The organism is Enterobacter cloacae complex sp. SHL020 (genome assembly GCF_049236945.1).
GTDB lineage: Bacteria > Pseudomonadota > Gammaproteobacteria > Enterobacterales > Enterobacteriaceae > Enterobacter > Enterobacter dykesii.
Genome location: NZ_JBMKJF010000006.1, coordinates 56,469 through 82,617, shown reverse-complemented (window position 1 = coordinate 82,617; position 26,149 = coordinate 56,469). Strand labels below are relative to the sequence as shown.

Sequence of the window (26,149 nt, the reverse complement as noted above, 5' to 3'; positions counted from 1 at the left end):
GTGGTAAATGGCTATTGCGGATTTGGATAAACAGCCAGATTCTGTTTCTTCCGTGCTGAAGGTGTTTGGCATCTTACAGGCGCTGGGGGAAGAGCGTGAAATAGGTATTACAGAGTTGTCGCAGCGCGTCATGATGTCTAAAAGCACCGTATATCGCTTTTTGCAAACCATGAAGTCGCTGGGCTACGTTGCCCAGGAAGGCGAGTCTGAAAAATATTCTCTGACGCTGAAACTGTTCGAGCTGGGTGCCCGTGCGCTGCAGAATGTTGACCTGATCCGCAGCGCTGATATTCAGATGCGAGAAATTTCTCGCCTGACTAAAGAGACCATCCATCTCGGTGCGCTCGATGAAGACAGCATTGTTTACATCCATAAAATCGACTCCATGTACAATCTGCGCATGTATTCGCGCATTGGTCGCCGCAACCCGCTGTACAGTACCGCCATTGGTAAAGTTCTGCTGGCGTGGCGCGATCGTGAGGAAGTGAAGCAGATCCTCGAAGGCGTGGAATACAAGCAAAGTACTTCACGAACCATTACCAGCACGGACGCGCTGTTAACGGTGCTCGATCGCGTACGCGAGCAGGGGTATGGCGAAGATAACGAAGAGCAGGAGGAGGGGCTGCGTTGCATCGGCGTTCCGGTGTTTGACCGTTTTGGGGTGGTGATCGCGGGCTTAAGTATCTCCTTCCCAACCTTACGCTTCTCCGAAGAGCGCCTGCATGAGTATGTGGCTATTCTGCACACTGCCGCACGTAAGATTTCTGAACAAATGGGCTATCACGACTACCCGTTTTAATCTCTGCTCGCATAAAAAAACGCCGCATCTCTTGCGGCGTTTTTTATATCAGCCATGTCACCGGCCGATTAGCCATTATCAATCACGACGGATGTCTTTCGCAGAACCGGACAGTTGGTCAAGCCAACGATCCCGCTGTCAGTATGCAGATATTGCGCAGTGCTGACGCCCTGTGCCGTTAAATATTTACATTGAATCCCTAACCCGGCTGCGTTTTCGGTGCTTCCCACTAGCACACCGTAACCCGTGAGCAGAAGGCCAATCCAGACGATGGCCAGAGCAATAATTGTTCGAATGATGAAGCGCATCATTAACCTCTTTTGTCGTTGTTATCATAATGCTAGCGTAAACGGTTTACACCATGAAACAAGTGCAGGATTCTGAAAAAAGCGCGATGGCGGTACAGTTAGTCCCTGTTTAAGATAAGCATGATAACCTTGTTACATCAGGTTTTTAGACGGAGTCTGGAGTGAAAAAAATACGCTGGGTAATTCTGATTATCGTGCTGATAGCATGCGTGGTGTTATGGACGCAGACGATCAATGTGATGTGCGATCAGGATGTACAGTTTTTTAGCGGCGTTTGCGCAATCAATAAGTTTATTCCGTGGTAATACGCATTTTTTCTCAAGGTGATTTCCTTCCTTCGCGCCAGTGGTAAAATAGACGTTTTTATTGAGGTGGTGAAATGGGTGAGTTACTGAATTCAGGGCTGCTGAATATGGCATCCCTGATGATTTCTTTGGTTGTTCTGCTTGTGGGCCTGGTCATTTGGTTTTTTGTGAACCGCGCCAGCTCCCGTACTAACGAGCAGATTGAACTACTGGAAGCGCTGCTCGATCAGCAAAAACGTCAGAATGCGCTGCTACGCCGTCTGTGTGAGGCTAACGAACCGGAAGAGAAAGACGCGCCGAAAGACGCGGTCGCTGAAGATAACAAAGACGAAGACGACTTTATCCGCCTGGTGGCTGAGCGTTAATCTTTTGTCCGGGAGGTGGCTGTGGTCTGGAAAAATCCCTGGTATGACCCCTCCCTGAAACATCACACCCCGAACGGTTTTCGTAATACCGATCCTGTCGGACATCAACCCGGCGACCTTGACCGTTGGCGCAAAGCGCGTAAAGAGGCCGGTTTACCGAAGCCACCCGCGCTGGGTTATGAAGACTTTATCCAACAGTGGTGGCAACCGGTTGAGCTTACGCAACCTCATGAAGATGGGGTGTGGTGGCTGGGACACGCGAGCGTAATGCTGCAGCTGGACGGCAATATCATCCTTACCGATCCGGTTTTTTCACGGCGCGCTTCTCCACTTCCTTTCCTGGGACCACAGCGCAAAACGCCTCCCGCGCTGTCGGTCGATCAACTCAATCAGCTTGATGCGGTCGTCATCTCCCATAATCATTACGATCATCTTGATGATGCGACCATTCGCCGTATTCTCAAACGCTTTCCCGATGTCAGTTTTTTTGTTCCGCTGGGCCTGGCCGACTGGTTTCGCCGCCGGGGGGCTAAACGCGTGGTTGAGCTCGACTGGTGGCAGAGCTTTACCTGGCAGGGGATGACGCTGACTGCCGTACCGGCACAGCACTGGAGTATGCGCACGCCATGGAACCGCAATCGCTCATTATGGTGCGGCTGGGTTATGGAAGGTCGACATCATCGTTTCTGGTTCAGCGGAGATACGGGGTATTCGCCTGAGCTGCTGCTGATACCTGAACGCCTGGGCCATATCGATGCTGCCGCGTTACCGATTGGTGCCTATGCCCCTCGATGGTTCATGGCTGTCCATCATATGGATCCGCAATCTGCGGTGGCATTGTGGCAGCAGCTGGGCTGTCCTCTGGCGTTTCCCATTCACTGGGGCGTGTTTGAACTGGCAGATGAAGCCCTCGATGAACCTGTGCGAGAGTTAACTGAAGCGCTAGATAATTTAGCACCAGTTAATCATTCTTTCAGGATACTGAAAGTTGGTGAATATTTATCCTTATAAACGAAGCGATAAAGTAGTGCATATATTCTGTTTGTAAACCCGTGAAGGAATGTTTTATTTTTATCGAAACGTTTTGCTTGCCTTCTTTTGATGCAGAGTCATAAAAATTTCATTATTTTGGTGCATAACACTGTTTATTAGTTGGTGCATTTTAATACAGTTCGCGGCGGGTTATTAACAGTGTTTTTTCTCTGAAACAATTTGGTCGCGTTACAATGATTTAAGCATAAGTTTTCACAAATTGTTCTAACCCAATCAGGACGTAAGATTTCTTTTCCCGGTTGCTGGACGCTTCGTAATGATTGAGCTATGTTAAAAAAGTCTTAGATTACAGCGCTTGTGAAAGCAACGCTGGGTCTTTGTTACGCAGCAGAGCTGTCTGTAAGTGATGCGCATAATTGTGCAAAACCTGACAGGCACTGTTCGAATTTGTGCGGCGGATCGAGACATGTTTAAAAATGGCTTGCCATATTAAACATAGTGTGTGATAACACGTTTTGGGTCAAACGAGGTACAGTTCTGTTTATGTGTGGCATTTTCAGTAAAGAAGTCCTGAGTAAACACGTTGTCGTTGAATACCGCTTCTCTGCCGAACCTTATATTAGTGCCTCATGCAGTAATGTCTCAGTTTTATCTCAGTTAATGCCTGCGGGCTAAGAAAACACTCTAAGGAATTTTGCAAAATGGCAAAGATTAAAGGTCAAGTTAAGTGGTTCAACGAGTCTAAAGGTTTTGGTTTCATTACTCCTGCTGATGGCAGCAAAGACGTGTTCGTACACTTCTCTGCAATCCAGGGTAACGGCTTCAAAACTCTGGCTGAAGGCCAGAACGTTGAGTTCGAAATTCAGGACGGCCAGAAAGGCCCAGCTGCAGTTAACGTAACTGCTATCTGATCGAACCGCTGCTGACTGAAGCGCCTGGCACTTCAATCTCAGACATAAAGCCTCGCATAACGCGGGGCTTTTTTATGTCCTTTATCTTTCAAAATATTACCATTCGCGGTCTTGTTAGTAACTTGTTGCAAAGCTGCGAGGTTAGTAGCACTGTTTTGCCACCTTAAACCCATATTTTCCCGTTAAATCAGGGCGTTGTTTAACAGTCCTGGGGTTCAGGTGAAGAAGAAATTGATAACGACCGCTGGCAATTTCACGCCGGCGCGTTTTGTGCTGCTCTGTTTAGCTATTTTTTGTAGTCTGGCTTTTTTGCTGGGCCGCGTTGCCTGGCTGCAAATCATCAAGCCTGACAGTCTCGTGAAGCAGGAAGATATGCGCTCCCTCCGCCAGCTGGCGATTGATGCGCCGCGCGGCATGATAATGGATCGCGAAGGTCGCCCCCTGGCGGTGAGCGTGCCCGTCCGGGCCGTCTGGGCCGATCCTAAAACGGTGCTTGCAAAAGGGGGCGTTGGCATTGACGAACGCTGGCAGGCGCTGGCAAATGCGCTGCATCTTTCCCTGGGCTCACTTTCGGCGCGAATCAACGCCAACCCGCATGGGCGTTTTATTTATCTTGCCCGTCAGGTCGATCCCGCACAGGCGAAGTGGATCGATAAGCTGAATCTGCCCGGCATTAATTTACGCGATGAATCCCGCCGTTTTTATCCTGCTGGCCATGTGGCAGCGAACCTGATTGGCTTCACCAATATTGACGGGCAGGGCATTGAAGGCGTGGAAAAAAGCTTTAACGCTCAGCTGACCGGTAAGCCGGGCGTGCGGCAGGTAAGGGAAGACCGCTACGGTCGCGTGGTTGAAAACCTGACGGAAGTGGCGCCTGCACCGGCGCATAACATCCAGTTAAGTATTGACGAGCGGTTGCAAACCATCACCGAAGATGCGCTCGATAACGCCGTGGTCTGGAACAAGGCCGAGTCTGGGGCATCGGTATTAATTAATATCCCAACCGGGGAAATACTCGCCATGGCGAGCTATCCGGATTTCAATCCAAATAATCGGGAAGGCGCGACGATAAACGACTTCCGCAATCGCGCCATCAGCGATACGTTCGAGCCCGGTTCGACGGTCAAGCCGCTGGTGCTGATGACGGCACTGCAGCAGGGGCTGGTCCAGCCGGACAGCGTGATTGACACGCACCCGTATACCCTTGACGGGCATCGTATCCGCGACGTGGGCTATTATCCTGAACTGACGATGACCGGGATCCTGCAAAAATCGAGCGACACCGGCGTGTCCCGACTCTCACTGGCAATGCCTGTCCAGCATCTTATTGATACCTATCGAAACTTTGGGTTTGGCACGAATACGGGGCTTGGCTTAACGGGCGAGAGTGCGGGGCTGTTACCAAATCGTAAATACTGGAGCCAGCTCGATCGTGCGACCTTTGCCTTCGGCTACGGGCTGATGGTGACGCCGCTCCAGCTGGCGCACGTCTACGCCACGATTGGCGGCTTCGGGCTTGAGCGACCTCTCTCGATTACGCGTATCGATCCACCCGTTATCGGGCGCCGCGCCATGCCGGAAGAGATTGCGCACGAGGTGGAGCACATGATGGAGAGCGTTGCGCTACCCGGCGGCGGGGGCGTTAAGGCCGCCGTTCGCGATTACCGGGTGGCGGTGAAAACCGGTACGGCGAAGAAAATTGACGACAGCGGGAAGTACGTCGATAAATACGTTGCCTATACGGCCGGCGTTGCGCCCGCCAGCGATCCGCGCTTTGCCCTGGTGGTGGTCATTAACGATCCGCAAAATGGGGCCTACTACGGCGGGGCCGTTTCCGCGCCTGTCTTCAGTGAGATTATGGGAAACGTGCTGCGTCTGGAGAATGTGAAACCTGACGGGTTACCGGCGGGCTCCGATCACCTTATCGTTATGCGTTAACCGGGCGTTTATAACCAGGGCGAATAGCGGTACACTTCGCCCTTTGATTATGCTCCGGAGTCACCATGTCCTTCAGCTGTCCCCTTTGCCACGCCCCCCTGACGCATTCAGATAAAAGCTATACCTGTCCGAAGGGGCATCAGTTTGATGTGGCAAAAGAAGGCTACGTGAATCTTCTGCCCGTGCAGCATAAGCGCTCCCGCGATCCAGGCGACAGTGCAGAGATGATGCAGGCGCGTCGTGCGTTTCTGGATGCCGGGCACTATTTGCCGCTGCGGGAGACCGTCGCGCAGTTGCTGAATGACATTCTGGCGGGTTCAGCCACCGCCATGCTCGATATCGGCTGCGGAGAAGGGTACTACACCGCACGGTTTGCAGAGGTTGCTCGTGGGAAGGGCGCACAGACATTCGGTCTGGACGTGTCGAAAGCGGCCATTCGCGCGGCGGCAAAGCGTTACGCTGACGTGACGTTCTGTGTGGCATCCAGCCACCGGCTGCCGTTTGACGATGCCAGCATGGATGCGGTTATCCGCATTTACGCGCCCTGCAAGGCGGAAGAGCTGGCTCGCGTGGTGAAACCGGGCGGATGGGTAGTCACCGTTACGCCGGGCCCGCGTCATCTGATGGAACTGAAAGGGCTGATCTACGACGAAGTGCGTCTGCATGCACCTCATTCTGAACAGCTGCCCGGTTTTACCCTTAAGCAGGAGCAAACCGTGGCGTATGATATGACGCTGAAAGGCGAAGAGGCCACCGCGCTGCTGCAGATGACGCCGTTCGCATGGCGGGCAAAACCAGAAGTATGGGAAGCGCTAGCTACACACTCTACATTTAACTGCCAGACGGATTTCAGTATCCACGTCTGGCAGCGCGAAGATTAACCGGCGAAATGTGCCCAGAGGATCTGGGCGCCAATGCCAATCAGCACAATTCCCCCCAGGATCTCGGCGCGTTTACCCAGCAGCGGGCCGATAAACCGTCCGACCATCATGCCCAGCGTGGACATAATCAGCGTTGCGCAGCCGATGGCCAGCGCGGTGGCGATAATATTGACCTGCAGGAATGCCAGACCGACACCGACGGCCATCGCATCAAGGCTGGTGGCAATCGCCGTGGTGACCAGCAGCCAGAATCCGTGGCGGTGCTGCGGCTCCTCTTCTTCATCATCACCGCCGCGGAAACCTTCAATCACCATTCGGCTACCGAGAAACACCAGCAGTACGAAGGCAATCCAGTGGTTCCACTCCAGTACGAACTGGCTGGCGAGCATGCCAAATCCCCAGCCGATAAGCGGCGTAAGCGTTTCGATAGCACCAAAAATGAGGCCGGTACGCAGGGCTTCTGAGAACTTAGGTTTGTGGAGCGTGGCGCCTTTTCCGATGGAAGCAGCAAATGCGTCCATGGACATGCCAAAAGCGAGGAGGATCGTAGCGGAGATATTCATAACAGCGTCCAGACCGGGGATATCCATATGACACATCACTGCCCCCAGTAAACAGCAGTTGATGTATCTATGGTCTCGCCTGATCGCGCCGCACATAAGATGTGCTGTCAGCGAACCGTACGCGCCACGTTTTTCAACGAGTATGTTGACACGTACATTTCCTGAGAACAGGAAATCGGCTACTCCCCAACGACGGGCGCAACCTTAACATATTTTGAGAATATAAAACAACAACGAAGAGGCATTATTTAAAATGCTTATTGATAACGATTTTCATTTGTCTTTAAGCGTGAAAGCATCGTTAACAAATAGAGAATAAATTAACGAAATGGATATAGCTTTGGCTATATTTCTTGCGCAAGATAAACACAGAATATAGCCATTGCTATATATTTAACTCATTGAGTTTTAACGAGTAAATTGTAGATCTTTTCCAGGTCGTCAATATTCTTCACCCGAATAAGCAGGCGGCGTTGTTCTAATTGCATCACCAGCACACCGTCTTCGGATAAATTCATCTCTTTAATACGGTTATATTCTATCCACACATTGGCGAAGAAAAATCCGCGGGATTTAAAAATGATTTTCGGCGTGCGGATCCAGAACAGATAAACCGCCATTAATGCCAGCGCACATAATAACCATGTGGTTAATATTGCACCATGACTGATGACGTTATTGTAAATAAGAATAACGATGAGACCCGCGAAGATAAACGCATCCACGCGCCCGCGTCGCAGAAGGGGAAGGGAGAGCTGCGTCTCGCCGTGACGGCGGGGCATGATGAATTCGTCATAGATCGCGTAAGCCAGAAGGGCAGCAATAAATAAAACCAGTACGATGTCCGTGACAGTCATTCATCCTCCAGATAAAAAAACCGGGGGCAAGCCCCCGGTCTATAGCATTGAAACTTACAGACCCAGCAGGCCGACAGCGTAGCCCGCGATACCGATGACGAAGAAGCCAACGATAATCCACAGCGGGTTCACTTTCTTACGCAGCAGCCACATGCAGGCGAAAGTCAACAGCAGCGGTACCAGGCCCGGCATCAGCTGGTCCAGAATCGTCTGCACGGTGGTGACGCGGGTCTGACCATCCTGACCGGTGATGGTCGAGACCACCAGCGGGATGTTCACGTGCGTCCACTTGTTAACCAGCGCCCCCATGACAAACAGGCCGAGGATTGACGCCCCCTCAGTCAGTTTCTGCAGGAAGCCGCCGCCCATATCCTTAACGATGTCCACACCTTTACGGTAGCCGTAGGCCACACCGTAGTAACGGGTCAGCAGGCGCACGGCGTTGAACAGGATGAAGAACAGCAGCGGGCCAAGCAGGCTGCCGCTCATCGCGATACCGGCACCCAGCGCCGCGAAGACCGGACGAACGGTACCCCAGAAGATAGGGTCACCGACACCGGCCAGCGGACCCATCAGGCCGACTTTGATACCGTTGATGGCACCGTCGTCAATCTCTGCGCCGTTCGCACGCTGTTCTTCCATCGCCAGCGTTACGCCCAGAACCGGAGCCGCTACGTAAGGATGGGTGTTAAAGAATTCCAGGTGACGCTTGATCGCCTGACGGCGCGCTTCATTGTTTTCCGGGTACAGGCGTTTGATTGCCGGTACCATGGAGAAGCAGAAGCCCAGGGCCTGCATACGTTCGAAGTTCCATGAACCCTGAAACAGGTTAGAACGGATGAACACGCCACGAATATCACCCGGAGTGAGTTTTTTCTCGGTGGTAGTTTTTGTCATATCAACCATTTCGCTCACCTGTTAGTCCAGTTCGTTATCGAGATCGTTGTTACCAGCAGCCTGCGCTGGGGCACCCGCGACGCGGTTATATTTCGGGCTGAGCTGGATGTAAAGAATCGCCATTACCGCACCAATCACACCCAGTGCTACCAGGTTGAAGTTGGTGAAGGCCGCGGTCACGAAGCCGAGGTAGAAGAACGGCATCAGGTAGCCTGCGCGCATCATGTTGATGACCATCGCATAACCGACGACCACGATCATGCCGCCCGCGATGTTCAGACCGCCGGTGACCACTTCTGGAATGGCGTTCAGCATGCTCTGCACTTCACTGGTACCAACAGAGATCGCCACGATAACAGCCGGGATTGCTATACGCATCGCCTGCAGGAACAGGGATGAAACGTGGATCCACGACAGTGCCGTGAGGTTGCCGTTTTCGGCCGCCTTATCCGCCGCGTGCTGGAAGGCAACGGTGATAGTACGAACGATGATGGTCAGAACCTGGCCTGCTGCAGCCAGCGGGATCGCCAGGGCGATACCGGCACCAATACTCTGGTGGCCGGCAATAACCAGAACGGTCGAAATGATAGAGGCCAGCGCCGCATCGGGCGCAACCGCCGCGCCGATGTTCATCCAGCCCAGGGCGATCATTTCCAAGGTACCACCGATGATGATACCGGTTTTCATGTCACCCAGAACGGCCCCAATCAGCGTACAGGCCACCAGAGGGCGGTGGAACTGAAATTCATCAAGTACGGATTCCATACCCGCAATACATGCGACGACGAACACCAGCACAATCTGAAGAGTGGTAATCTCCATTGCACTTCTCCTATTACATAAACTTTATATGAGAACCGGCGCGGGCTTATTTCCCAACTTTGCCGATCAAATCCATCATTTTCAGTTTTTGATCCGTAGAAACCTTACGGGCTTCCAGCTCAATACCGCGTGCATTCAGCTTGTTGAATGCTTCGATATCTTTCGCATCGACTGAAATGGCGTTGTTGACCTGCGTTTTGCCCTGACGGAAGGCCATACCACCAATGTTCACGGAGGTGATTTTCACGCCGCCTTCAACAATGCGCTCAACGTCTGTCGGGTTAGTGAACAGGAGCATCACGCGTTCACCCGCGTATTTCGGGTTGTTGTAAACGCGGATCATCTTGGCGACGTCCACCACGTGCGCGGTAACGCCAGGAGGAGCAACCTGAGTCAGAAGGGTTTTACGAACGGTATCGGCGGCAACTTCGTCGCTGACCACGATAATGCGTCGAACGTTGGTCTCTTTGGTCCAGCGCGTGGCGACCTGGCCGTGGATTAAGCGGTCATCAATACGCGCCAGGCCGATGACCATGTAATCGTTCGGACCCATCGGTTTTGCCGGTGCTGCCGCTTTTGGTGCCGCTGCAGGCGCAGGGGCAGGTTTTTCAACCGGCTGCGCCTTCAGGGCTTTTACCCCTTCGCGACCGGTTTCAACGGCCAGCGCCACCAGCTCATCGAACGCCGGATTGTCGTCGCGCGCCATGAAGGTTTCCACCAGCATGGGAATATTAACCCCGGCGACAACTTCATAGTGCTCTTTATCGACGACAATGCGGCTGGCGGCATTGAACGGGCTGCCGCCCCATGTATCAACGAGAAACAGCACGCCTTTGCTGGTATCCAGCTTCGCGAGTTGAGCGTTGTACTTCTCTATCAGCGTCTCGGCGTTTTCACCGGGAACGAAATCGATCCAGCCGACGTTTTCCTGCTCGCCCAACAGCATCTCTGCCGTTTTGAGTAGCTGCTCAGCAGCCCAACCATGTGTGCCTATGACAATAGCAATGGTCACTTGCTACCTCCTTTTATTATCATTAATACGTCTGCCAGGCAGTCGTACTGAGAATCGTATTGGCGAACCGAATCGATTCAGATAAGGGTTAGAGTTCAAAAAAACTAAGACTTCCGCGAATTATTTTAGATAGTGAAAAAATAATTTATGTGATGAAGATCCGTAATTTAGCCACGCGTTACAGATTTATCCGTAGCGTAAAGCCGCTGTGTTACAGAACTTTGCAAAGGAACGTAAATCTTTGCTAAAAACACATTGTCTCTGATATGTTTAGCCTCCGTTTAATTGTTCAGGAGTATAGGGCTACAGCCCACTATATGGACCGTCACCGACGTCAGTCATCTGCCAGGCCATTTCGCGCCTTATTCACCGGCGATCCTCGCCACGTATCGACTCTATCTACCTCTGTTTTACCCACGTTGAGTGGGGCACCGTTTCGTCATTCCTTTAGCAGGAGCTTGTCATGGAATTCTTAATGGACCCGTCAATCTGGGTGGGATTGCTCACGCTGGTGGTGCTGGAGATTGTTCTCGGCATTGATAACCTGGTGTTTATCGCCATTCTTGCGGACAAACTGCCGCCAAAACAGCGTGATAAAGCGCGTCTGATTGGTCTCTCGCTGGCGCTGGTTATGCGACTGGGGCTGCTCTCCGTCATCTCCTGGATGGTCACGCTGACCAAACCGCTGTTCTCCGTCATGGATTACACCTTCTCCGGGCGTGATTTAATCATGCTGATCGGGGGGATATTCCTGCTTTTCAAAGCGACGACAGAGCTACACGAGCGGCTGGAAAACCGTCAGCACGATGATGGACATGGTAAAGGCTATGCCAGCTTCTGGGTGGTGGTGCTGCAGATTGTGGTGCTTGATGCGGTCTTTTCGCTGGATGCGGTGATCACGGCGGTCGGCATGGTGAATCATCTGCCGGTAATGATGGCGGCTGTCGTCATTGCGATGGCGGTCATGCTGCTGGCCTCGAAGCCGCTGACGCGCTTCGTTAACCAGCATCCAACGGTGGTCGTGCTGTGTCTGAGCTTCCTGCTGATGATTGGTCTGAGCCTGGTGGCGGAAGGTTTTGGCTTCCATATTCCGAAAGGCTACCTGTACGCCGCGATTGGCTTCTCGATTCTGATCGAGCTGTTCAACCAGATTGCGCGCCGTAACTTTATTAAGCAGCAGTCGAATCAGCCGCTGCGCGCCCGTACCGCAGACGCGATTCTGCGCCTGATGGGTGGTCGTCGTCAGGTGAACGTCCAGTCTGATTCCGAAAACCATAACCCGGTTCCGGTCCCGGAAGGGGCGTTTGTGGAACAAGAGCGCTACATGATTAACGGCGTGCTCTCCCTGGCCTCCCGTTCGCTGCGCGGTATCATGACGCCGCGCGGGGAGATCAGCTGGGTTGATGCAAACCTGAGCGTCGATGAAATTCGCCAGCAGCTGCTCTCTTCTCCGCACAGCCTGTTCCCGGTGTGTCGCGGAGAGCTGGATGAGATCATAGGCGTCGTGCGGGCGAAAGAGATGCTGGTGGCCCTGGAAGAGGGCGTCAACGTGGAAGCCGTTGCTGCGGCGTCGCCTGCGATTGTCGTGCCGGAAACGCTGGATCCGATCAACCTGCTCGGGGTGCTGCGCCGCGCGCGCGGTAGCTTTGTTATCGTCACCAACGAGTTTGGCGTGGTGCAGGGGCTGGTCACGCCGCTGGACGTGCTGGAAGCGATTGCCGGTGAATTCCCGGATGAAGACGAAACGCCAGAGATCGTTGCCGACGGTGAAGGCTGGCTGGTTAAAGGTACCACCGACCTGCACGCGCTCTCGCACACGCTGGGGCTGGAAAACGTGATCAACGATGAAGAAGACATCGCGACCGTTGCCGGTCTGGTTATCGCCGTTAATGGGCAAATCCCACGCGTCGGAGATGTGATCGAGCTGGCGCCGTTGCACATTACGATCGTTGAAGCCAACGACTATCGCGTTGATATGGTTCGCATTGTTAAAGAACAATCTGCCCACGACGAAGATGAGTAAGCCGGCTTAGCGCAGCGGCATTAAGGGCACGATGTGCCCGTTATGATGCGCTGGCGGGGACGCGCTTCCCGCCAGCCACTTCGGAAAATCCCGTAGCGGCATGGGCCGCGCATAGAAAAACCCCTGCAGAACAGGTACGCCATGGCGGCGCAAATAGCGCGCCTGCTCCTCTGTCTCGACCCCTTCAGCAACCAGTTCGATATTCAGCCGCTGTCCCAGCGCAATAATCATATCCGTCACCGTCGAGTTCACGGCGTCGGTACCGATGGCGGTGGTAAACGACTGGTCGATTTTCAGCACGTCCGGGTGAAGCTTTTCAAGCCAGGAGAGGGAGCTGTTCCCGGTACCAAAATCGTCGATGGCGAGCTTCACCCCTTTGCGATGCAGTTCGCGCACGATGCGATAATCCGCATCCAGCAGCGCATCCCGTTCCGTGAGTTCAATCACCAGCTGCTGGCGCGGACCGGCGCTGAACCAGAGGCGGTTCAGGTCCTGTATCAATGCCGCGTGACGGAAATGGCTGGCGGCGACGTTAATACCGATGTGAAAACCGGCGCTGGAAGGGAAGTAGCCTATCTGGCGCACCGTTTCGGCGATGACATAGCGGGTCAGGGGGACAATCTGGTTATGTTCTTCTGCCAGAGGGATAAACACCTCCGGGGTGATCCAACCCTGACGGGGGTTATTCCAGCGCAGCAGGATCTCCACACCGGTGCACGCCTGGGTACGGGCATTCACCAGCGGCTGGCAGAAAAGCTCGAATTCCCGCCCCGCAATGCCCATATCGATCTCCCGCGTAAAGCTCATCCGGTTTGCCGTTGCCAGCCACGCGAGATAGCCAAGCAGCAGGCTGAGCATCAGCCCGAGAGGCAGCTGGGCTGGCAGGCTTTTTAAGGCTAATTCTCCAGGGCCTGGCCCGCTGACCGTAATGGTGAAAGGATTTCGGGTTGATGACTGCCGGAAAAGCGAGCCTTCCTCATCAAACGTCAGGCTGTCGCTGACGCGTTGTCCATAGCGCAGAAAGCGATCGCCTACGGTCAGCGCCACGTCATTGATGAGCGGGCGCTGGGGCTCGAGGATCATTTTGGCGATCAGATCGATATTGATGATCTCGATAATGCCTGCTTCACCGTCCTGAGAGACGGGATACCATTGGATCAATATCGGGTTACCCTTAAGCAGCCACTGATCGCTCGATAAAATCAGCTTTGCCGTGCTGGCGGGTAATTCTTTCAGGAAGTCGCGAACGGGCACTTCGCGGCTTCCGAAAATACTCGAGCAGTACAGGACACCCTCGTTAATCAGGGCGATGGAGCGTACCGTCTGCAAAATGGCGGCCTGCTTTCGCAGCGCCAGGTGCGCCTGGGGGCAGGGCTGTCCCACCAGGGGCTGCAGCACGCTGCGGCGGTTCTCCAGAGAAAGCAGTATGTTATCAAGGGCGCGGACGGTGTGGCTGGTAAAATCGAGGATCCGCTGTTGGTTAACATTGCGCTGTGAAATAAAGCGAATGCCTAACGTCAGGATGAGCGTGAGGAACGCAACCGTGACACAGACGATAACGCGTTTTCGGCGATAGTTTTTAATGATCGTTTGTGCAGTTTGCATGAACGGTCGCCTGATAAGCCACCAGCCACAAAAGCCGGACGCAACAGTCAAAGTGTAGTGGGGAAAGCTGAAGGAGACGAGAAAGAAGAGGGAAATTCGCCCATCCGTTGCAGATGGGCGAAAGGCAGTATTAGTCGCACTGCACCTTAATGGCCAGGCCACCGCGGGACGTCTCGCGGTATTTCGCGTTCATGTCCTTGCCGGTTTCGTACATGGTTTCAATCACCTTATCGAGCGATACGCGAGGTTCGCTGGTGCGGCGCATCGCCATACGTGAGGCGTTGATCGCTTTCACGGAGGCAATCGCGTTACGCTCGATGCACGGCACCTGCACCTGGCCCGCGACCGGATCACAGGTCAGACCGAGGTTATGTTCCATACCGATTTCGGCCGCCACGCAGACCTGCTCAGGGCTTGCGCCCAGCAGCTCTGCCAGACCGGCCGCCGCCATGGAGCAGGCAACGCCGACTTCACCCTGACAGCCCACTTCCGCACCGGAGATGGAGGCGTTCATTTTGTACAGCGCACCGATGGCACCTGCCGCCAGGAAATAGCGGATGTAGATGTCCGGCGTCACGGGCTCAATAAAGTGATCGTAATACGCCAGCACGGCCGGAACGATACCGCAGGCACCGTTGGTTGGCGCCGTCACGACGCGTCCACCGGCGGCGTTCTCTTCGTTAACCGCCAGGGCAAACATGTTTACCCAGTCGACCACGTTCATCGGGTCGTTGGAGAATTTATCGGTAGTCACCAGCATACGGCGCAGGGCAGAGGCACGACGCGGTACGCGCAGTGGACCCGGCAGAACGCCTTCGGTGTTCATCCCGCGGTCGATACAGGCGCGCATGGTTTGCCAGACGTTCGCAAAATAGTCTTCAATCTCTTTTTTGCTGTGCAGGGCCAGTTCGTTCTGCATCACCATGCCGGACAGTGAAAGACCGGTCTCTTTGCAGTAGCCCAGCATTTCGGTAGCCGATTTGAACGGGTACGGGACGCTGACGTCGCCGACGCTGTCTTTGCCAAAATGCTCTTCATCCACGATGAAGCCACCGCCGATGGAGTAGTACGTTTTGCTGTAGATCTCTTTTTCACCGCTCCAGGCGTGAATGGTCATGCCGTTTTCATGCAGCGGCAGGTTGTCGCTACGGAAACGCATGCCGTCATCCTGCGGGAAATCGACTTCCTGCTGGCCGTTTGCCAGCAGCAGGCGGCCGCGTGCTTCCACGTCGCGGATGAATGCCGGGATGGCATCAATATCAACGGTATCCGGCATATTGCCTGCCAGACCCATAATAATGGCGATATCGGTGTGGTGGCCTTTACCCGTTAATGACAGCGAGCCGTAAACATCCACGGCGACACGGGTAACGCTTTCCAGTAATCCTTTTTCGACCAGATCATCGACGAACTGTTTACCGGCCTTCATTGGGCCAACAGTATGGGAAGACGAAGGGCCAATTCCCACTTTGAACATGTCGAATATACTAATCACTTTCACACTCCTGACAGGGTTACCGGGGTTCCAGTAACGATGTTATAACTGCGCATAGTGTAAGAGGGAACACCGACCACGGCTTAACTATTCACATGAATTAAACTAATGGTTAACGATGGGTTTTGCTAATAGCGCGACGCGGATCGCAAACCTGCGAAAAAGGATGGAATGTAAAGTATAGTCAAGGTTTCAGGCCGATTTGCAGCGCCAGTTCACGAATGATGCCCGCCGTCATGCCCCAGACAAAATAATGCTGATACCAGGACAACCAGACCCGATGGTCATGCCCACGACGCTGAATATCCAGCGGGTGGTAACGACTCAGTCGAAGGGCTTCATCAAGCGGCATTTCAAACACCGCAGAGACTTCATCGACGCTGGCGTGATACTGCAGGCCCGGCGGGATAATGCCCACCACCGGCGTGACCTGAAAACCGGTAACGCTGTCGACGGGCGGCAGCACGCCGATAACTTCCACCGCCTCCGGTGGAATGGCAACCTCTTCCTGCGCTTCCCGCAGCGCGGCGGCAATCAGCGAGGCGTCGGAGCTGTCTACCGCGCCACCCGGAAAGGCGACCTGACCCGCGTGCTTACGTAAATGGGGAGAACGCTGGGTGAGCAGCAGGCCCGGCTGCGCGCGACGCACGACCGGGATCAGCACGGCCGCCTGTCTCTGATTGAGCGCCTCGCGGTTAACCTGCGGTCGTAATAGCTGAAAACGAGATAAAAAGTCGTCCAGCGTCAGGTTCTCTGTTTCCACCCGTGATTACTCCAGTTGTTTCAGGATACGGTCAACTTTATCAAAGGTTTCCTGATATTCCCCATCGACCTGGCTGTCGGCAACAATGCCGCCCCCGGCCGAACAGTAAAGGTTTCCGTCGCAGGCCGTCAGCGTGCGAATGGTAATGCTGGTATCCATGGTGCCGCACAGGCTGATATAGCCGATGCTGCCGCACCAGGCGTTGCGGCGATGCGGCTCCAGCTCATCAATGATCTCCATCGCTCGTACCTTCGGCGCGCCGGTGATGGAGCCCCCCGGAAACGCGGCGCGGAGCAGATCGCAGGCGGTGCGCGAATCAGGCAGCCGCGCGGTAATGGTGCTGACCAGATGATGCACCGCCGGGAACGGCTCAACGACAAACAGCTCCGGCACGCGCACGCTGCCCGGTTCAGCGACGCGGCCAATATCGTTACGCATCAGGTCGACAATCATCAGGTTCTCGGCGCGGTCTTTCGGCGAGGCGGCAAGCTTTTCCGCCTGCTGGCGATCGGCATCGGGATCCGCAAGACGCGGTAACGTGCCTTTAATCGGTCGGGTTTGAATCGTGCCCTCGGCAAGATGAATAAAGCGCTCGGGTGACAGGCTGAGTATGGCCCCCTGTTCCAGACGGACAAATGCGCTGAACGGTGCCTTATTGCTGGCGTTAAGGCGGGTAAATGCCTGCCACTCGTCTCCCTGATACGTTGCCTGGAAACGCTGGGCGAGGTTAACCTGATAGCAGTCACCGCTTTGCAGATACGCCTGAACGCGGGCGAATTTTTCGGCATACTCCGCTGCGCTCATATTTGAACGCCAGCCTGAGGTCAACGTAAACGTCTGTGCCGGTGCAGGCTGTTGCGCCTCCAGCCAGGCCCGACGCGCCTGTACGTCATGATGGCTCAGCAGGGAAACCGTTTTTTTGTGGTGATCGACTATTAACGCCCAGTCATACAGCCCCACGGCCATGTCTGGCAGGGAAATATCAGCCTGCGCATGCTCCGGCAGCGTTTCGAAACGGCGACCCAAATCGTAACCAAACAGGCCCAGCGCGCCCCCCTGAAAAGGGAGATCCGGGTTCGGCGAGGCAGATAAGCCCAGCGCGTTAATGGCCTGCTGCAGCTGCAACAGCGGATCGTCCGTCAGTGACAGATCATCGGTTGTCAGCGTCTTCAGCGGATCGGCCACCAGAATGTCGAAGCGGCTGTAGGGGTGGTCCGCATGGCCGGAATGCAGCAGCATCGCAAACGGAAGATGGCTCAGGCGGGCAAACCAGAATTCAGCGGCGTCTGCACGCCAGGGCAAGGTAATAACAGTGGGGAAGCGCATGTTCATGTGTGGCATACTACCGGGCAGCGTGAAATAATTAGCGCGAATAATTTAGCAGGAGTTGACGATGTTTGCAGGTTTACCTTCTCTGAGCCATGAACAGCAGCAGAAAGCGGTTGAGCGAATTCAGGAACTGATGTCCCAGGGGATGAGCAGCGGACAGGCGATTACCGTTGTCGCAGAGGAGATTCGCGCCAGTCATTCCGGCGAGCGGATCGTGGCGCGTTTCGAAGATGAAGATCCAGAAGAGTAATCGGGCTTAAACCGCCGCGATAATCTTAATCTCTACCTTATATTCCGGTTTCATCAGCGTGGCCTGTACGGTACAGCGTACAGGCGCGTGACCCGCCACTACCCATGCATCCCAGGCTTTGTTCATCGCCGCGAAATCCTCTTTGTTTGCCAGGAAAATCGTCGCATCCAGAATGCGGGATTTGTCGCAGCCCTGTTTTTCCAGCACCGCGTCAATCTGCGCCAGGGTGTTAGCCGTCTGCTCGAACGCATCCGCGTCCAGGTTAGTCGGTACGCCGGTGTAATAGAGCGTCTGGTTATGGATCACCACATCAGACCAGCGGGCTTCGGCATCAATGCGCACAATTGTCATAAACGTTTCCTCGTTATTTTTCGTCGTCAGGCGGCAAGACTGCCATATTGTTCTCGTGTCGTCACTATTTGGGGTGGCACAGGAGAGGATGGGCTGACATAATCCCTGTGCAAAAATACAGTGAGAGAGCACCGTGGCAGACGATTTTTCCCCTGAAGGTCAATTAGCGCAGGCTATTCCCGGCTTCAAGCCCCGTGAGCCTCAGCGCCAGATGGCGCACGCCGTTGCACGCGCCATTGATAAGGCTCAGCCGCTGGTGGTCGAAGCCGGAACCGGCACGGGTAAAACGTATGCTTACCTTGCTCCGGCGCTGCGCGCGAAGAAGAAGGTGATTATTTCCACCGGATCGAAGGCGCTGCAGGATCAGCTCTACAGCCGCGATTTGCCCACGGTGGCGAAAGCGCTGAAATACAAGGGGCGTCTGGCCCTGCTGAAGGGGCGCTCTAACTATCTCTGCCTGGAACGTCTTGAGCAGCAGGCGCTGGCGGGCGGCGACCTGCCGGTGCAAACCCTCAGCGACGTTATTATCCTTCGCGCCTGGGCGAACCAGACTGAAGAGGGTGATATCAGCACCTGCGCGAGCGTGCCGGAAGATTCCCCGGCCTGGCCGCTGGTGACCAGCACCAACGATAACTGCCTCGGCAGCGACTGCCCGCTGTATAAAGACTGCTTTGTGGTGAAAGCGCGCAAAACGGCGATGGACGCGGATGTGGTGGTGGTGAACCACCATCTTTTCCTCGCGGATATGGTCGTCAAGGACAGCGGTTTCGGCGAGCTGATCCCGGAGGCGGACGTGATGATCTTCGACGAAGCCCACCAGCTGCCGGATATCGCCAGCCAGTATTTCGGCCAGTCGCTTTCCAGCCGCCAGCTTCAGGATCTGGCGAAAGATTTCACCATTGCTTACCGGACCGAACTCAAAGATACCCAGCAGCTGCAGAAGTGCGCCGACCGTCTGGCCCAAAGCGCGCAGGATTTCCGCTTACAGCTCGGCGAGCCGGGCTATCGCGGTAACCTGCGCGAGCTGCTGGCGGACAAAAACATCCAGCGCGCGCTGCTGCTGCTCGATGATGCCCTCGAACTCTGCTACGACGTGGCAAAACTGTCCCTCGGCCGCTCCGCGCTGCTGGATGCGGCCTTCGAACGCGCCACGCTTTATCGCGGGCGGCTCAAACGGCTGAAAGAGATTAACCAGCCGGGGTTCAGCTACTGGTATGAGTGCACCTCCCGGCATTTCACGCTGGCGCTCACGCCGCTGACGGTGGCGGATAAATTTAAAGAGGTGATGGCGCAAAAACCGGGAAGCTGGATCTTCACCTCGGCAACCCTGTCGGTGAATGACGATCTGCATCACTTCACGGAACGTCTTGGCATTGAGGAGGCGGAATCCCTGCTCCTGCCGAGCCCGTTCGATTACGAAAAACAGGCGCTGCTCTGCGTTCCCCGTAATCTGCCGCTGCCGAACCAGCCGGGTGCGGCGCGCCACCTGGCCGCGATGTTAAAACCGATGATCGAGGCCAACAACGGCCGCTGCTTTATGCTCTGCACCTCTCACGCCATGATGCGTGATCTCGCCGAGCAGTTCCGCGCCACCATGACGCTGCCGGTGCTCCTGCAGGGGGAAACCAGCAAAGGCCAGCTGTTACAGCAGTTTGTCAGCGCCGGGAATGCCCTTCTGGTCGCAACCAGCAGCTTCTGGGAAGGGGTGGACGTGCGCGGCGATACGCTCTCGCTGGTAATTATTGATAAGCTGCCGTTTACCTCTCCAGACGATCCGCTGCTCAAGGCGCGCATGGAAGACTGCCGTCTGCGCGGGGGCGATCCATTTGACGAGGTACAACTGCCGGACGCGGTGATTACCCTCAAGCAGGGGGTAGGGCGATTGATCCGCGACGTTACCGATCGCGGGGTGCTGGTCATTTGCGATAACCGGCTAGTGATGCGCCCTTACGGCGCCACCTTCCTTGCAAGCCTGCCGCCCGCGCCGCGGACGCGGGACATAAAACGCGCGGTGCGTTTCCTGGCAAATCCAACGGCGGAGTAATTTACCCCGGAGTGTGCTAAGATGCGCGCCATTTTGTGACTGACCCTTGCGAGAGCGCGACGACTGATGCGAATTCTGGCTATTGATACCGCGACAGAGGCTTGCTCTGTCGCTCTGTTGAACGACGGTGCTGTTTCTGCCCATTTCGAAGAGTGCCCCCGGGAACACACCCAACGCATTCTGCCCCTGGTAAAAGCCATTTTAACCCAGGGCAACACCTCCTTAACCGACCTCGACGCGCTGGCCTTTGGCCGCGGCCCCGGCAGCTTTACGGGCGTACGCATCGGGATTGGCATTGCGCAGGGGCTGGCGCTAGGCGCCGAACTGCCGATGATCGGCGTCTCTACCCTCGCCACCATGGCCCAGGGCGCATGGCGCATGACCGGGGCAACGCGCGTGCTGGCCGCGATTGATGCCCGCATGGGGGAAGTTTACTGGGCCGAATACACCCGCGACGAGCAGGGCGTGTGGCACGGCGAAGAGACGGAAGCCGTGCTCAAGCCGGAAGCGGTCACTGAGCGGCTGCAACAGCTCTCCGGCGAGTGGGCAACCGTCGGCACCGGCTGGCCGGCGTGGCCTGACATGGCGAACGACACCGGCGTGACGCTGGTGGACGGCAACATGCTGCTGCCGGCTGCGGAAGATATGCTTCCGATTGCCTGCCAGCTGCTCGCAGCAGGAAAAACCGTGGCCGTGGAACAGGCGGAGCCGGTTTATTTGCGAAACACCGTCGCGTGGAAGAAACTTCCGGGCCGCGAGTGAATCTCAGTAACAGGAACTGAGAAAAAGGAGTCGCATCATGGCGGTTCAGACTAAAGTAGTACGCCTTATTATGGCAGGCGCAGTAGCCATAGCACTGAGCGGATGCGTTTCCGTTCCTGATGCGATTAAGGGCAGCAGCCCGACGCCACAGCAGGATCTGGTTCGGGTGATGAATGCCCCTGAACTGTACGTCGGTCAGGAAGCGCGCTTTGGCGGTAAGGTCATCGACGTACAAAACCAGCAGGGGAAAACCCGTCTTGAGATCGCCACCGTTCCGCTGGACAGCGGCGCGCGGCCGGTACTGGGCGAGGCCTCTCGCGGACGTATCTACGCGGACGTCAGCGGGTTCCTCGATCCGGTCGATTTTCGCGGACAGCTGGTGACCGTCGTCGGGCCGATTACCGGCGCCGTGCAGGGCAAAATCGGCAGCACGCCGTATAAATTTATGACCATGCAGGTCAACGGGTATAAACGCTGGCGGCTGGCACAGCAGGTAGTCATGCCGCCTCAGCCGATGGATCCGTGGATGTGGGGTCCACATCCTTATCGTTACGGCTACCCGGGCTGGGGCTGGTATAACCCGGGACCAGCACAGGTTCAGACGATCGTTACTGAGTAACTTACTGTTATTGTTAGAAAAGAGACAGCGCCTCAGCCGCTGTCTCTGTTTTTTTACGGATAAAACGAAAAAAAAGAGTGACGCGCTTCGCAACCTTAAATCTGAACAATTAATAAACTGGTACGCTGAGTTAATATAATGTTAACAAACTGTTTATTATCGGGGTTGTGATGACGACGAACACTCATTTCAGAGGTGATGCATTGAAGAAGGTTTGGCTTAACCGTTATCCCGCAGATGTTCCTGCTGAGATCAATCCTGACCGTTATCAATCCCTGGTGGAATTATTTGAACACTCGGTAAGGCGCTACGCGGACCAGCCCGCATTCGTGAATATGGGCGAGGTGATGACGTTCCGTAAGCTTGAGGAGCGTAGCCGCGCGTTTGCGGCGTATCTGCAGGAAGGGCTGGGGCTGCAAAAAGGGGACCGCGTCGCGCTGATGATGCCGAACCTGCTGCAATACCCGGTGGCGTTGTTCGGTATCCTGCGAGCCGGGATGATTGTCGTCAACGTTAACCCCTTGTATACCCCGCGCGAGCTGGAGCATCAGCTGAACGACAGCGGTGCGGCCGCGATTGTCATTGTGTCCAACTTCGCCCATACGCTGGAAAAAGTGGTCGACAAAACCCAGGTTAAACACGTCATCCTGACGCGCATGGGGGATCAGCTCTCTACCGCTAAAGGCACGCTGGTTAACTTTGTCGTCAAATACGTCAAGCGCCTGGTGCCAAAATACCACCTGCCGGACGCCATCTCCTTCCGCCGCGCGCTGCATGCGGGCTACCGTATGCAGTATGTGAAACCCGAAGTGGTCGCGGAAGATCTTGCGTTTCTGCAATACACCGGCGGGACTACCGGCGTCGCCAAAGGGGCCATGCTTACCCACCGCAATATGCTGGCAAACCTTGAACAGGTGAACGCCACCTACGGGCCGCTGCTGCATCCGGGCAAAGAGGTGGTGATCACCGCGCTTCCGCTGTATCACATCTTTGCGCTGACCATGAACTGCCTGCTGTTTATTGAACTGGGTGGTCAGAACATCCTCATCACCAACCCGCGCGATATCCCTGGCCTGGTGAAAGAGCTGGCGAAATATCCGTTCACCGCCATGACGGGGGTGAACACCCTGTTTAACGCGCTGCTTAATAACAAAGAGTTCCAGCAGCTGGATTTCTCCACGCTGCATCTCTCTGCGGGCGGCGGCATGCCGGTTCAGCAGGCGGTCGCCGAGCGCTGGGTGAAGCTCACCGGCCAGTATCTGCTGGAGGGCTATGGGCTGACGGAATGCGCGCCGCTGGTCAGCGTCAACCCGCATGACATCGACTATCACAGCGGAAGCATCGGTCTGCCGGTTCCTTCTACAGAGGCCAAACTGGTCGATGATAACGATAACGAAGTCGCGCCGGGCGAGCCGGGTGAGCTTTGCGTCAAAGGTCCGCAGGTGATGCTGGGCTACTGGCAGCGTCCCGACGCGACCGACGAAATCATCAAAGACGGCTGGCTGCACACGGGTGATATTGCGGTAATGGATGAAGAAGGCTTCCTGCGCATCGTCGATCGCAAGAAAGACATGATCCTGGTCTCCGGCTTCAACGTCTATCCGAATGAGATCGAAGACGTGGTTATGCAGCACAGCGGCGTACTCGAAGTGGCGGCGGTCGGCGTCCCTTCCGGCAGCAGCGGTGAAGCGGTGAAGATATTTGTGGTCAAGAAAGATCCTTCCCTGACGGAGGAGGCGCTGGTAACGTTCTGCCGTCGTCAGCTGACGGGCTACAAGGTGCCGAAGCTGGTTGAATTCCGCGATGAGCTGCCGAAATCCAACGTCGGAAAGATATTACGACGAGAATTACGTGACGAAGCCCGTGGCAAAGTAGACAATAAGGCCTGAGCTTCACGCTAATCGCCCAGACGCCGGTTAAGCCGGCGTTTTTTATGGGCGCAAACAAAAGAGAACCCGTTTTGAATTACCAGATGATCACGACCAACGACGAGCTGGCTTCGCTGTGCGAAGTGACGCGCGACTTTCCTGCCATTGCCCTGGATACCGAGTTTGTCCGTACCCGGACCTATTATCCGCAGCTGGGTTTGATTCAGATGTACGACGGTAAACACGTGTCGCTGATTGACCCTCTCGGCATTACCGACTGGACGCCGATGCGTGACCTGCTGCTTGATACCGCCGTGACGAAATACCTGCACGCAGGCAGTGAAGATCTGGAAGTCTTTCTGAACACCTTTGGCATCATGCCCCAGCCGCTGATTGACACGCAGATCCTCGCGGCATTCAGCAATCGTCCGCTCTCATGGGGCTTTGCTGCCATGGTGGAGGAGTATACGGGCCTGACGCTGGATAAAAGCGAATCCCGTACCGACTGGCTGGCGCGCCCGCTTACCGAGCGTCAGCTGGAGTATGCGGCGGCAGACGTGTTTTACCTGCTGCCGATTGCCGGACAGCTGATGAAAGAGGCAGAAGCCTCCGGCTGGCTCGCTGCTGCGCTGGACGAGTGCCGTATGACCCAGCAGCGTCGCCAGGAAGTGGTTGACCCGAAAGAGGCCTGGCGCGATATCAGCAACGCCTGGCAGCTGCGCACGCGTCAGCTGGCATGCCTGCAGCTGCTGGCAGACTGGCGCTTGCGTAAAGCGCGAGAGCGCGATCTGGCCGTTAACTTTGTGGTTCGCGAAGAACATCTCTGGGCGGTCGCGCGCTATATGCCGGGCAGCCTGGGCGAGCTGGACAGCATTGGGCTGTCGGGCAGCGAGATACGCTTCCACGGCAAAACCCTGCTGACGCTGGTCGCAAAAGCGCAGGAGCTGCCGGAAGACGCGCTGCCGGAACCGCTGCTGAACCTGATGGATATGCCGGGCTATCGCAAAGCGTTTAAGGACATCAAAGCGCTGGTGCAGGCAGTTGCAACCGAAAGCAAGCTGAGCGCGGAACTGCTCGCCTCACGTCGTCAGATTAACCAGCTGCTGAACTGGCACTGGAAGCTGAAGCCGCAGAGTGGCGTGCCGGAGATGATGGCGGGCTGGCGCGGGGAATTGATGGCCGATCGTCTGAATACGCTGCTGGAAGGTTACCCGCGATAAAAAAATATGCCGGGCGATATACCCGGCATATTTCCCCGGCGCGCAGCGCTTACCGGGGCGACGAAATCACAAACCTACGGACGCGACTCTTCCGCTTCCGGGAGCGTAACGTTCAGCTCCAGAATCGAAATATCCCCGTCTTTTTGTTCCAGCTGCACCGTGACCATCTCTGGGTCAATCTGCACATACTTACAGATCACTTCCAGAATGTCCTTGCGCAGCTGCGGCAGGTAGTGAGGCTCGGCGTCACTACGACGACGCTCCGCAACGATAATTTGCAGACGTTCTTTTGCGATGTTGGCGGTGTTCTTTTTCCGCGAGAGAAAAAAGTCCAGTAATGCCATAACTTATCCTCCGAACAGGCGTTTGAGGAAACCTTTCTTCTCTTCTTCAATGAAGCGGAAAGGACGTTCTTCTCCCAGCAGACGGTCAACGGTATCGGCGTAAGCTTTACCTGCATCTGCCAATGTATCAAGGATCACTGGCTCGCCCTGGTTAGAGGCACGTAACACGGACTGATCTTCCGGTATAACGCCCACCAGCTTAATGCGCAGGATCTCCAGCACGTCTTCCATGCTCAGCATGTCACCTTTGTTCACGCGGCCCGGATTGTAGCGGGTGAGCAGCAGGTGTTCTTTAATCGGGTCTTCGCCATTTTCCGCACGACGGGATTTAGAGGCGAGGATCCCCAGAATGCGGTCTGAGTCACGCACGGATGAAACTTCAGGGTTGGTGGTGATGATCGCTTCATCAGCGAAGTAGAGCGCCATCAGGGCACCGGTTTCGATGCCCGCAGGGGAGTCGCAGACAATGAAGTCGAAATCCATTTTTTTCAGATCGTCGAGCACCTTTTCCACACCTTCACGGGTCAGGGCGTCTTTGTCACGCGTCTGAGAAGCCGGGAGAATGTAGAGGTTCTCGGTGCGCTTGTCTTTGATCATCGCCTGGTTCAGCGTGGCATCGCCCTGAATGACGTTCACGAAGTCATACACGACGCGACGCTCACATCCCATGATGAGGTCGAGGTTACGCAGACCGATATCGAAGTCGATAACGATGGTTTTCTTTCCCTTCTGGGCCAAACCAGTAGCGATGGCCGCGCTGGAGGTGGTCTTGCCAACGCCTCCTTTACCCGAAGTAACAACAATAATGCGTGCCATAGAAATTCC

At 55.4% G+C, this 26,149-nt stretch carries 28 protein-coding genes, 1 pseudogene and 1 riboswitch; of the genes and pseudogenes, 16 read left to right on the top strand and 13 right to left on the bottom strand.

All coding sequences use genetic code 11. The annotated features are described in order from the left end of the window. Positions 1-7 precede the first annotated feature (7 nt). The gene (gene kdgR / locus ACOTZB_RS15595; protein WP_023312208.1) at positions 8-799 is read left to right on the top strand and encodes a DNA-binding transcriptional regulator KdgR; all 792 of its coding nucleotides are present in this window, start codon (positions 8-10) and stop codon (positions 797-799) included. A 68-nt stretch (positions 800-867) separates the two neighbouring features. On the opposite strand, the gene ACOTZB_RS15590 is transcribed toward kdgR, so the two are convergent. After that, positions 868-1,107: a YobH family protein gene (locus ACOTZB_RS15590; RefSeq protein WP_023312207.1), complete on the bottom strand. Its 240-nt coding sequence runs from the start codon at positions 1,105-1,107 to the stop codon at positions 868-870. Between the two features lie 161 nt (positions 1,108-1,268). On the opposite strand from ACOTZB_RS15590, the gene mgrB reads away from it, so the two are divergent. From mgrB to rlmA, 7 genes and pseudogenes are all read left to right on the top strand, one after another. Next, the gene (gene mgrB / locus ACOTZB_RS15585; protein ID WP_006175995.1) at positions 1,269-1,412 is read left to right on the top strand and encodes a PhoP/PhoQ regulator MgrB; all 144 of its coding nucleotides are present in this window, start codon (positions 1,269-1,271) and stop codon (positions 1,410-1,412) included. 74 nt (positions 1,413-1,486) lie between these two features. Further along, positions 1,487-1,777 carry a YebO family protein gene (locus ACOTZB_RS15580; RefSeq protein WP_008500484.1) on the top strand — a complete coding sequence of 97 codons (291 nt, stop codon included), beginning with the start codon at positions 1,487-1,489 and terminating at the stop codon, positions 1,775-1,777. Positions 1,778-1,798: 21 nt separating this feature from the next. Next, entirely contained in the window at positions 1,799-2,788 is a 990-nt protein-coding gene (locus tag ACOTZB_RS15575; RefSeq protein WP_421627709.1) for an MBL fold metallo-hydrolase, read from the top strand. Between the two features lie 525 nt (positions 2,789-3,313). After that, a pseudogene (locus ACOTZB_RS15570) lies at positions 3,314-3,458 on the top strand (DUF2627 domain-containing protein). A gap of 13 nt (positions 3,459-3,471) precedes the next feature. After that, positions 3,472-3,681 carry a transcription antiterminator/RNA stability regulator CspE gene (cspE, locus tag ACOTZB_RS15565; RefSeq protein ID WP_001062678.1) on the top strand — a complete coding sequence of 70 codons (210 nt, stop codon included), beginning with the start codon at positions 3,472-3,474 and terminating at the stop codon, positions 3,679-3,681. Between the two features lie 219 nt (positions 3,682-3,900). After that, the gene (gene ftsI / locus ACOTZB_RS15560) at positions 3,901-5,619 is read left to right on the top strand and encodes a peptidoglycan glycosyltransferase FtsI (RefSeq protein WP_421627708.1); all 1,719 of its coding nucleotides are present in this window, start codon (positions 3,901-3,903) and stop codon (positions 5,617-5,619) included. Positions 5,620-5,684: 65 nt separating this feature from the next. After that, positions 5,685-6,500 carry a 23S rRNA (guanine(745)-N(1))-methyltransferase gene (rlmA, locus tag ACOTZB_RS15555; RefSeq protein ID WP_421627706.1) on the top strand — a complete coding sequence of 272 codons (816 nt, stop codon included), beginning with the start codon at positions 5,685-5,687 and terminating at the stop codon, positions 6,498-6,500. On the opposite strand, the gene mntP is transcribed toward rlmA, so the two are convergent. The 5 genes from mntP to manX form a co-directional block, all read right to left on the bottom strand. Beyond that, the gene (gene mntP / locus ACOTZB_RS15550) at positions 6,497-7,063 is read right to left on the bottom strand and encodes a manganese efflux pump MntP (protein WP_421627704.1); all 567 of its coding nucleotides are present in this window, start codon (positions 7,061-7,063) and stop codon (positions 6,497-6,499) included. The two genes, rlmA and mntP, sit on opposite strands and share 4 nt — an antisense overlap. A gap of 71 nt (positions 7,064-7,134) precedes the next feature. After that, a riboswitch (yybP-ykoY riboswitch) is annotated at positions 7,135-7,263 on the bottom strand. Between the two features lie 198 nt (positions 7,264-7,461). Next, positions 7,462-7,920: a DUF986 family protein gene (locus ACOTZB_RS15545; RefSeq protein ID WP_421627702.1), complete on the bottom strand. Its 459-nt coding sequence runs from the start codon at positions 7,918-7,920 to the stop codon at positions 7,462-7,464. A 54-nt stretch (positions 7,921-7,974) separates the two neighbouring features. Then, entirely contained in the window at positions 7,975-8,826 is an 852-nt protein-coding gene (locus ACOTZB_RS15540; RefSeq protein ID WP_006810994.1) for a PTS mannose transporter subunit IID, read from the bottom strand. Positions 8,827-8,838: 12 nt separating this feature from the next. After that, entirely contained in the window at positions 8,839-9,639 is an 801-nt protein-coding gene (gene manY / locus ACOTZB_RS15535; protein WP_008500490.1) for a PTS mannose transporter subunit IIC, read from the bottom strand. A 46-nt stretch (positions 9,640-9,685) separates the two neighbouring features. Continuing rightward, positions 9,686-10,651: a PTS mannose transporter subunit IIAB gene (gene manX, locus ACOTZB_RS15530; protein WP_032658500.1), complete on the bottom strand. Its 966-nt coding sequence runs from the start codon at positions 10,649-10,651 to the stop codon at positions 9,686-9,688. 266 nt (positions 10,652-10,917) lie between these two features. Between manX and ACOTZB_RS15525 the strand changes: the two genes are divergently transcribed. Further along, positions 10,918-11,127, top strand: a complete 210-nt coding sequence (locus ACOTZB_RS15525) for a protein YoaL (RefSeq protein ID WP_072015543.1) — start codon at positions 10,918-10,920, stop codon at positions 11,125-11,127. Beyond that, the gene (gene yoaE / locus ACOTZB_RS15520) at positions 11,115-12,674 is read left to right on the top strand and encodes a CNNM family cation transport protein YoaE (RefSeq protein WP_059446854.1); all 1,560 of its coding nucleotides are present in this window, start codon (positions 11,115-11,117) and stop codon (positions 12,672-12,674) included. The genes ACOTZB_RS15525 and yoaE overlap by 13 nt, the downstream gene beginning before the upstream one ends. Before the next feature lie 6 nt (positions 12,675-12,680). Here yoaE and ACOTZB_RS15515 read toward each other — a convergent pair whose 3' ends face one another. From ACOTZB_RS15515 to pabB, 4 genes are all read right to left on the bottom strand, one after another. Continuing rightward, positions 12,681-14,279, bottom strand: a complete 1,599-nt coding sequence (locus tag ACOTZB_RS15515) for an EAL domain-containing protein (protein WP_421627700.1) — start codon at positions 14,277-14,279, stop codon at positions 12,681-12,683. 130 nt (positions 14,280-14,409) lie between these two features. Further along, positions 14,410-15,774, bottom strand: a complete 1,365-nt coding sequence (gene sdaA / locus ACOTZB_RS15510; protein ID WP_126330113.1) for an L-serine ammonia-lyase — start codon at positions 15,772-15,774, stop codon at positions 14,410-14,412. Positions 15,775-15,958: 184 nt separating this feature from the next. After that, positions 15,959-16,537: a CoA pyrophosphatase gene (locus ACOTZB_RS15505; protein WP_421627698.1), complete on the bottom strand. Its 579-nt coding sequence runs from the start codon at positions 16,535-16,537 to the stop codon at positions 15,959-15,961. Positions 16,538-16,543: 6 nt separating this feature from the next. After that, positions 16,544-17,869, bottom strand: coding sequence for an aminodeoxychorismate synthase component 1 (gene pabB, locus ACOTZB_RS15500; protein ID WP_421627697.1), 1,326 nt, complete (start codon positions 17,867-17,869; stop codon positions 16,544-16,546). Between the two features lie 61 nt (positions 17,870-17,930). Here pabB and ACOTZB_RS15495 point away from each other — a divergent pair, with 61 nt between their 5' ends. Next, positions 17,931-18,116, top strand: coding sequence for a YoaH family protein (locus tag ACOTZB_RS15495; RefSeq protein ID WP_048979887.1), 186 nt, complete (start codon positions 17,931-17,933; stop codon positions 18,114-18,116). Positions 18,117-18,122: 6 nt separating this feature from the next. On the opposite strand, the gene ACOTZB_RS15490 is transcribed toward ACOTZB_RS15495, so the two are convergent. Then, positions 18,123-18,467: a RidA family protein gene (locus ACOTZB_RS15490; protein WP_421627695.1), complete on the bottom strand. Its 345-nt coding sequence runs from the start codon at positions 18,465-18,467 to the stop codon at positions 18,123-18,125. 133 nt (positions 18,468-18,600) lie between these two features. On the opposite strand from ACOTZB_RS15490, the gene ACOTZB_RS15485 reads away from it, so the two are divergent. The 5 genes from ACOTZB_RS15485 (at position 18,601) to rnd (ending at position 24,980) form a co-directional block, all read left to right on the top strand. Next, positions 18,601-20,511 (top strand): ATP-dependent DNA helicase, encoded by a 1,911-nt coding sequence (locus ACOTZB_RS15485; protein ID WP_109845086.1) that lies wholly within the window; start codon positions 18,601-18,603, stop codon positions 20,509-20,511. Between the two features lie 66 nt (positions 20,512-20,577). After that, a complete protein-coding gene (gene tsaB, locus ACOTZB_RS15480) occupies positions 20,578-21,273 on the top strand; it encodes a tRNA (adenosine(37)-N6)-threonylcarbamoyltransferase complex dimerization subunit type 1 TsaB (RefSeq protein WP_214576438.1) in 696 nt (231 codons plus the stop codon). Positions 21,274-21,310: 37 nt separating this feature from the next. Next, on the top strand, positions 21,311-21,892 hold the full coding sequence (locus tag ACOTZB_RS15475) for a Slp family lipoprotein (protein ID WP_047173205.1): 582 nt from the start codon (positions 21,311-21,313) through the stop codon (positions 21,890-21,892). A gap of 203 nt (positions 21,893-22,095) precedes the next feature. Next, complete coding sequence (gene fadD / locus ACOTZB_RS15470; protein ID WP_074173022.1) at positions 22,096-23,781, top strand: long-chain-fatty-acid--CoA ligase FadD; 1,686 nt, start codon at positions 22,096-22,098, stop codon at positions 23,779-23,781. Between the two features lie 71 nt (positions 23,782-23,852). Continuing rightward, positions 23,853-24,980, top strand: a complete 1,128-nt coding sequence (rnd, locus tag ACOTZB_RS15465; RefSeq protein WP_421627693.1) for a ribonuclease D — start codon at positions 23,853-23,855, stop codon at positions 24,978-24,980. A 74-nt stretch (positions 24,981-25,054) separates the two neighbouring features. Here rnd and minE read toward each other — a convergent pair whose 3' ends face one another. Beyond that, entirely contained in the window at positions 25,055-25,324 is a 270-nt protein-coding gene (gene minE, locus ACOTZB_RS15460) for a cell division topological specificity factor MinE (RefSeq protein WP_008500504.1), read from the bottom strand. Positions 25,325-25,327: 3 nt separating this feature from the next. Then, complete coding sequence (gene minD, locus ACOTZB_RS15455) at positions 25,328-26,140, bottom strand: septum site-determining protein MinD (RefSeq protein ID WP_029742160.1); 813 nt, start codon at positions 26,138-26,140, stop codon at positions 25,328-25,330. Between the last annotated feature and the right edge of the window lie 9 nt (positions 26,141-26,149).

Excerpts from the sequence above, each read along its gene's own strand:
- kdgR (WP_023312208.1), top strand. The coding sequence starts at position 8 with ATGGCTATTGCGGATTTGGATAAACAGCCAGATTCTGTTTCTTCCGTG.
- ACOTZB_RS15590 (WP_023312207.1), bottom strand. The coding sequence starts at position 1,107 with ATGCGCTTCATCATTCGAACAATTATTGCTCTGGCCATCGTCTGGATT.
- ACOTZB_RS15580 (WP_008500484.1), top strand. The coding sequence starts at position 1,487 with ATGGGTGAGTTACTGAATTCAGGGCTGCTGAATATGGCATCCCTGATG.
- cspE (WP_001062678.1), top strand. The coding sequence starts at position 3,472 with ATGGCAAAGATTAAAGGTCAAGTTAAGTGGTTCAACGAGTCTAAAGGT.
- rlmA (WP_421627706.1), top strand. The coding sequence starts at position 5,685 with ATGTCCTTCAGCTGTCCCCTTTGCCACGCCCCCCTGACGCATTCAGAT.
- mntP (WP_421627704.1), bottom strand. The coding sequence starts at position 7,063 with ATGAATATCTCCGCTACGATCCTCCTCGCTTTTGGCATGTCCATGGAC.
- ACOTZB_RS15545 (WP_421627702.1), bottom strand. The coding sequence starts at position 7,920 with ATGACTGTCACGGACATCGTACTGGTTTTATTTATTGCTGCCCTTCTG.
- ACOTZB_RS15540 (WP_006810994.1), bottom strand. The coding sequence starts at position 8,826 with ATGGTTGATATGACAAAAACTACCACCGAGAAAAAACTCACTCCGGGT.
- manY (WP_008500490.1), bottom strand. The coding sequence starts at position 9,639 with ATGGAGATTACCACTCTTCAGATTGTGCTGGTGTTCGTCGTCGCATGT.
- ACOTZB_RS15525 (WP_072015543.1), top strand. The coding sequence starts at position 10,918 with ATGTTTAGCCTCCGTTTAATTGTTCAGGAGTATAGGGCTACAGCCCAC.
- yoaE (WP_059446854.1), top strand. The coding sequence starts at position 11,115 with ATGGAATTCTTAATGGACCCGTCAATCTGGGTGGGATTGCTCACGCTG.
- ACOTZB_RS15515 (WP_421627700.1), bottom strand. The coding sequence starts at position 14,279 with ATGCAAACTGCACAAACGATCATTAAAAACTATCGCCGAAAACGCGTT.
- pabB (WP_421627697.1), bottom strand. The coding sequence starts at position 17,869 with ATGAACATGCGCTTCCCCACTGTTATTACCTTGCCCTGGCGTGCAGAC.
- ACOTZB_RS15495 (WP_048979887.1), top strand. The coding sequence starts at position 17,931 with ATGTTTGCAGGTTTACCTTCTCTGAGCCATGAACAGCAGCAGAAAGCG.
- ACOTZB_RS15490 (WP_421627695.1), bottom strand. The coding sequence starts at position 18,467 with ATGACAATTGTGCGCATTGATGCCGAAGCCCGCTGGTCTGATGTGGTG.
- tsaB (WP_214576438.1), top strand. The coding sequence starts at position 20,578 with ATGCGAATTCTGGCTATTGATACCGCGACAGAGGCTTGCTCTGTCGCT.
- ACOTZB_RS15475 (WP_047173205.1), top strand. The coding sequence starts at position 21,311 with ATGGCGGTTCAGACTAAAGTAGTACGCCTTATTATGGCAGGCGCAGTA.
- minE (WP_008500504.1), bottom strand. The coding sequence starts at position 25,324 with ATGGCATTACTGGACTTTTTTCTCTCGCGGAAAAAGAACACCGCCAAC.
- minD (WP_029742160.1), bottom strand. The coding sequence starts at position 26,140 with ATGGCACGCATTATTGTTGTTACTTCGGGTAAAGGAGGCGTTGGCAAG.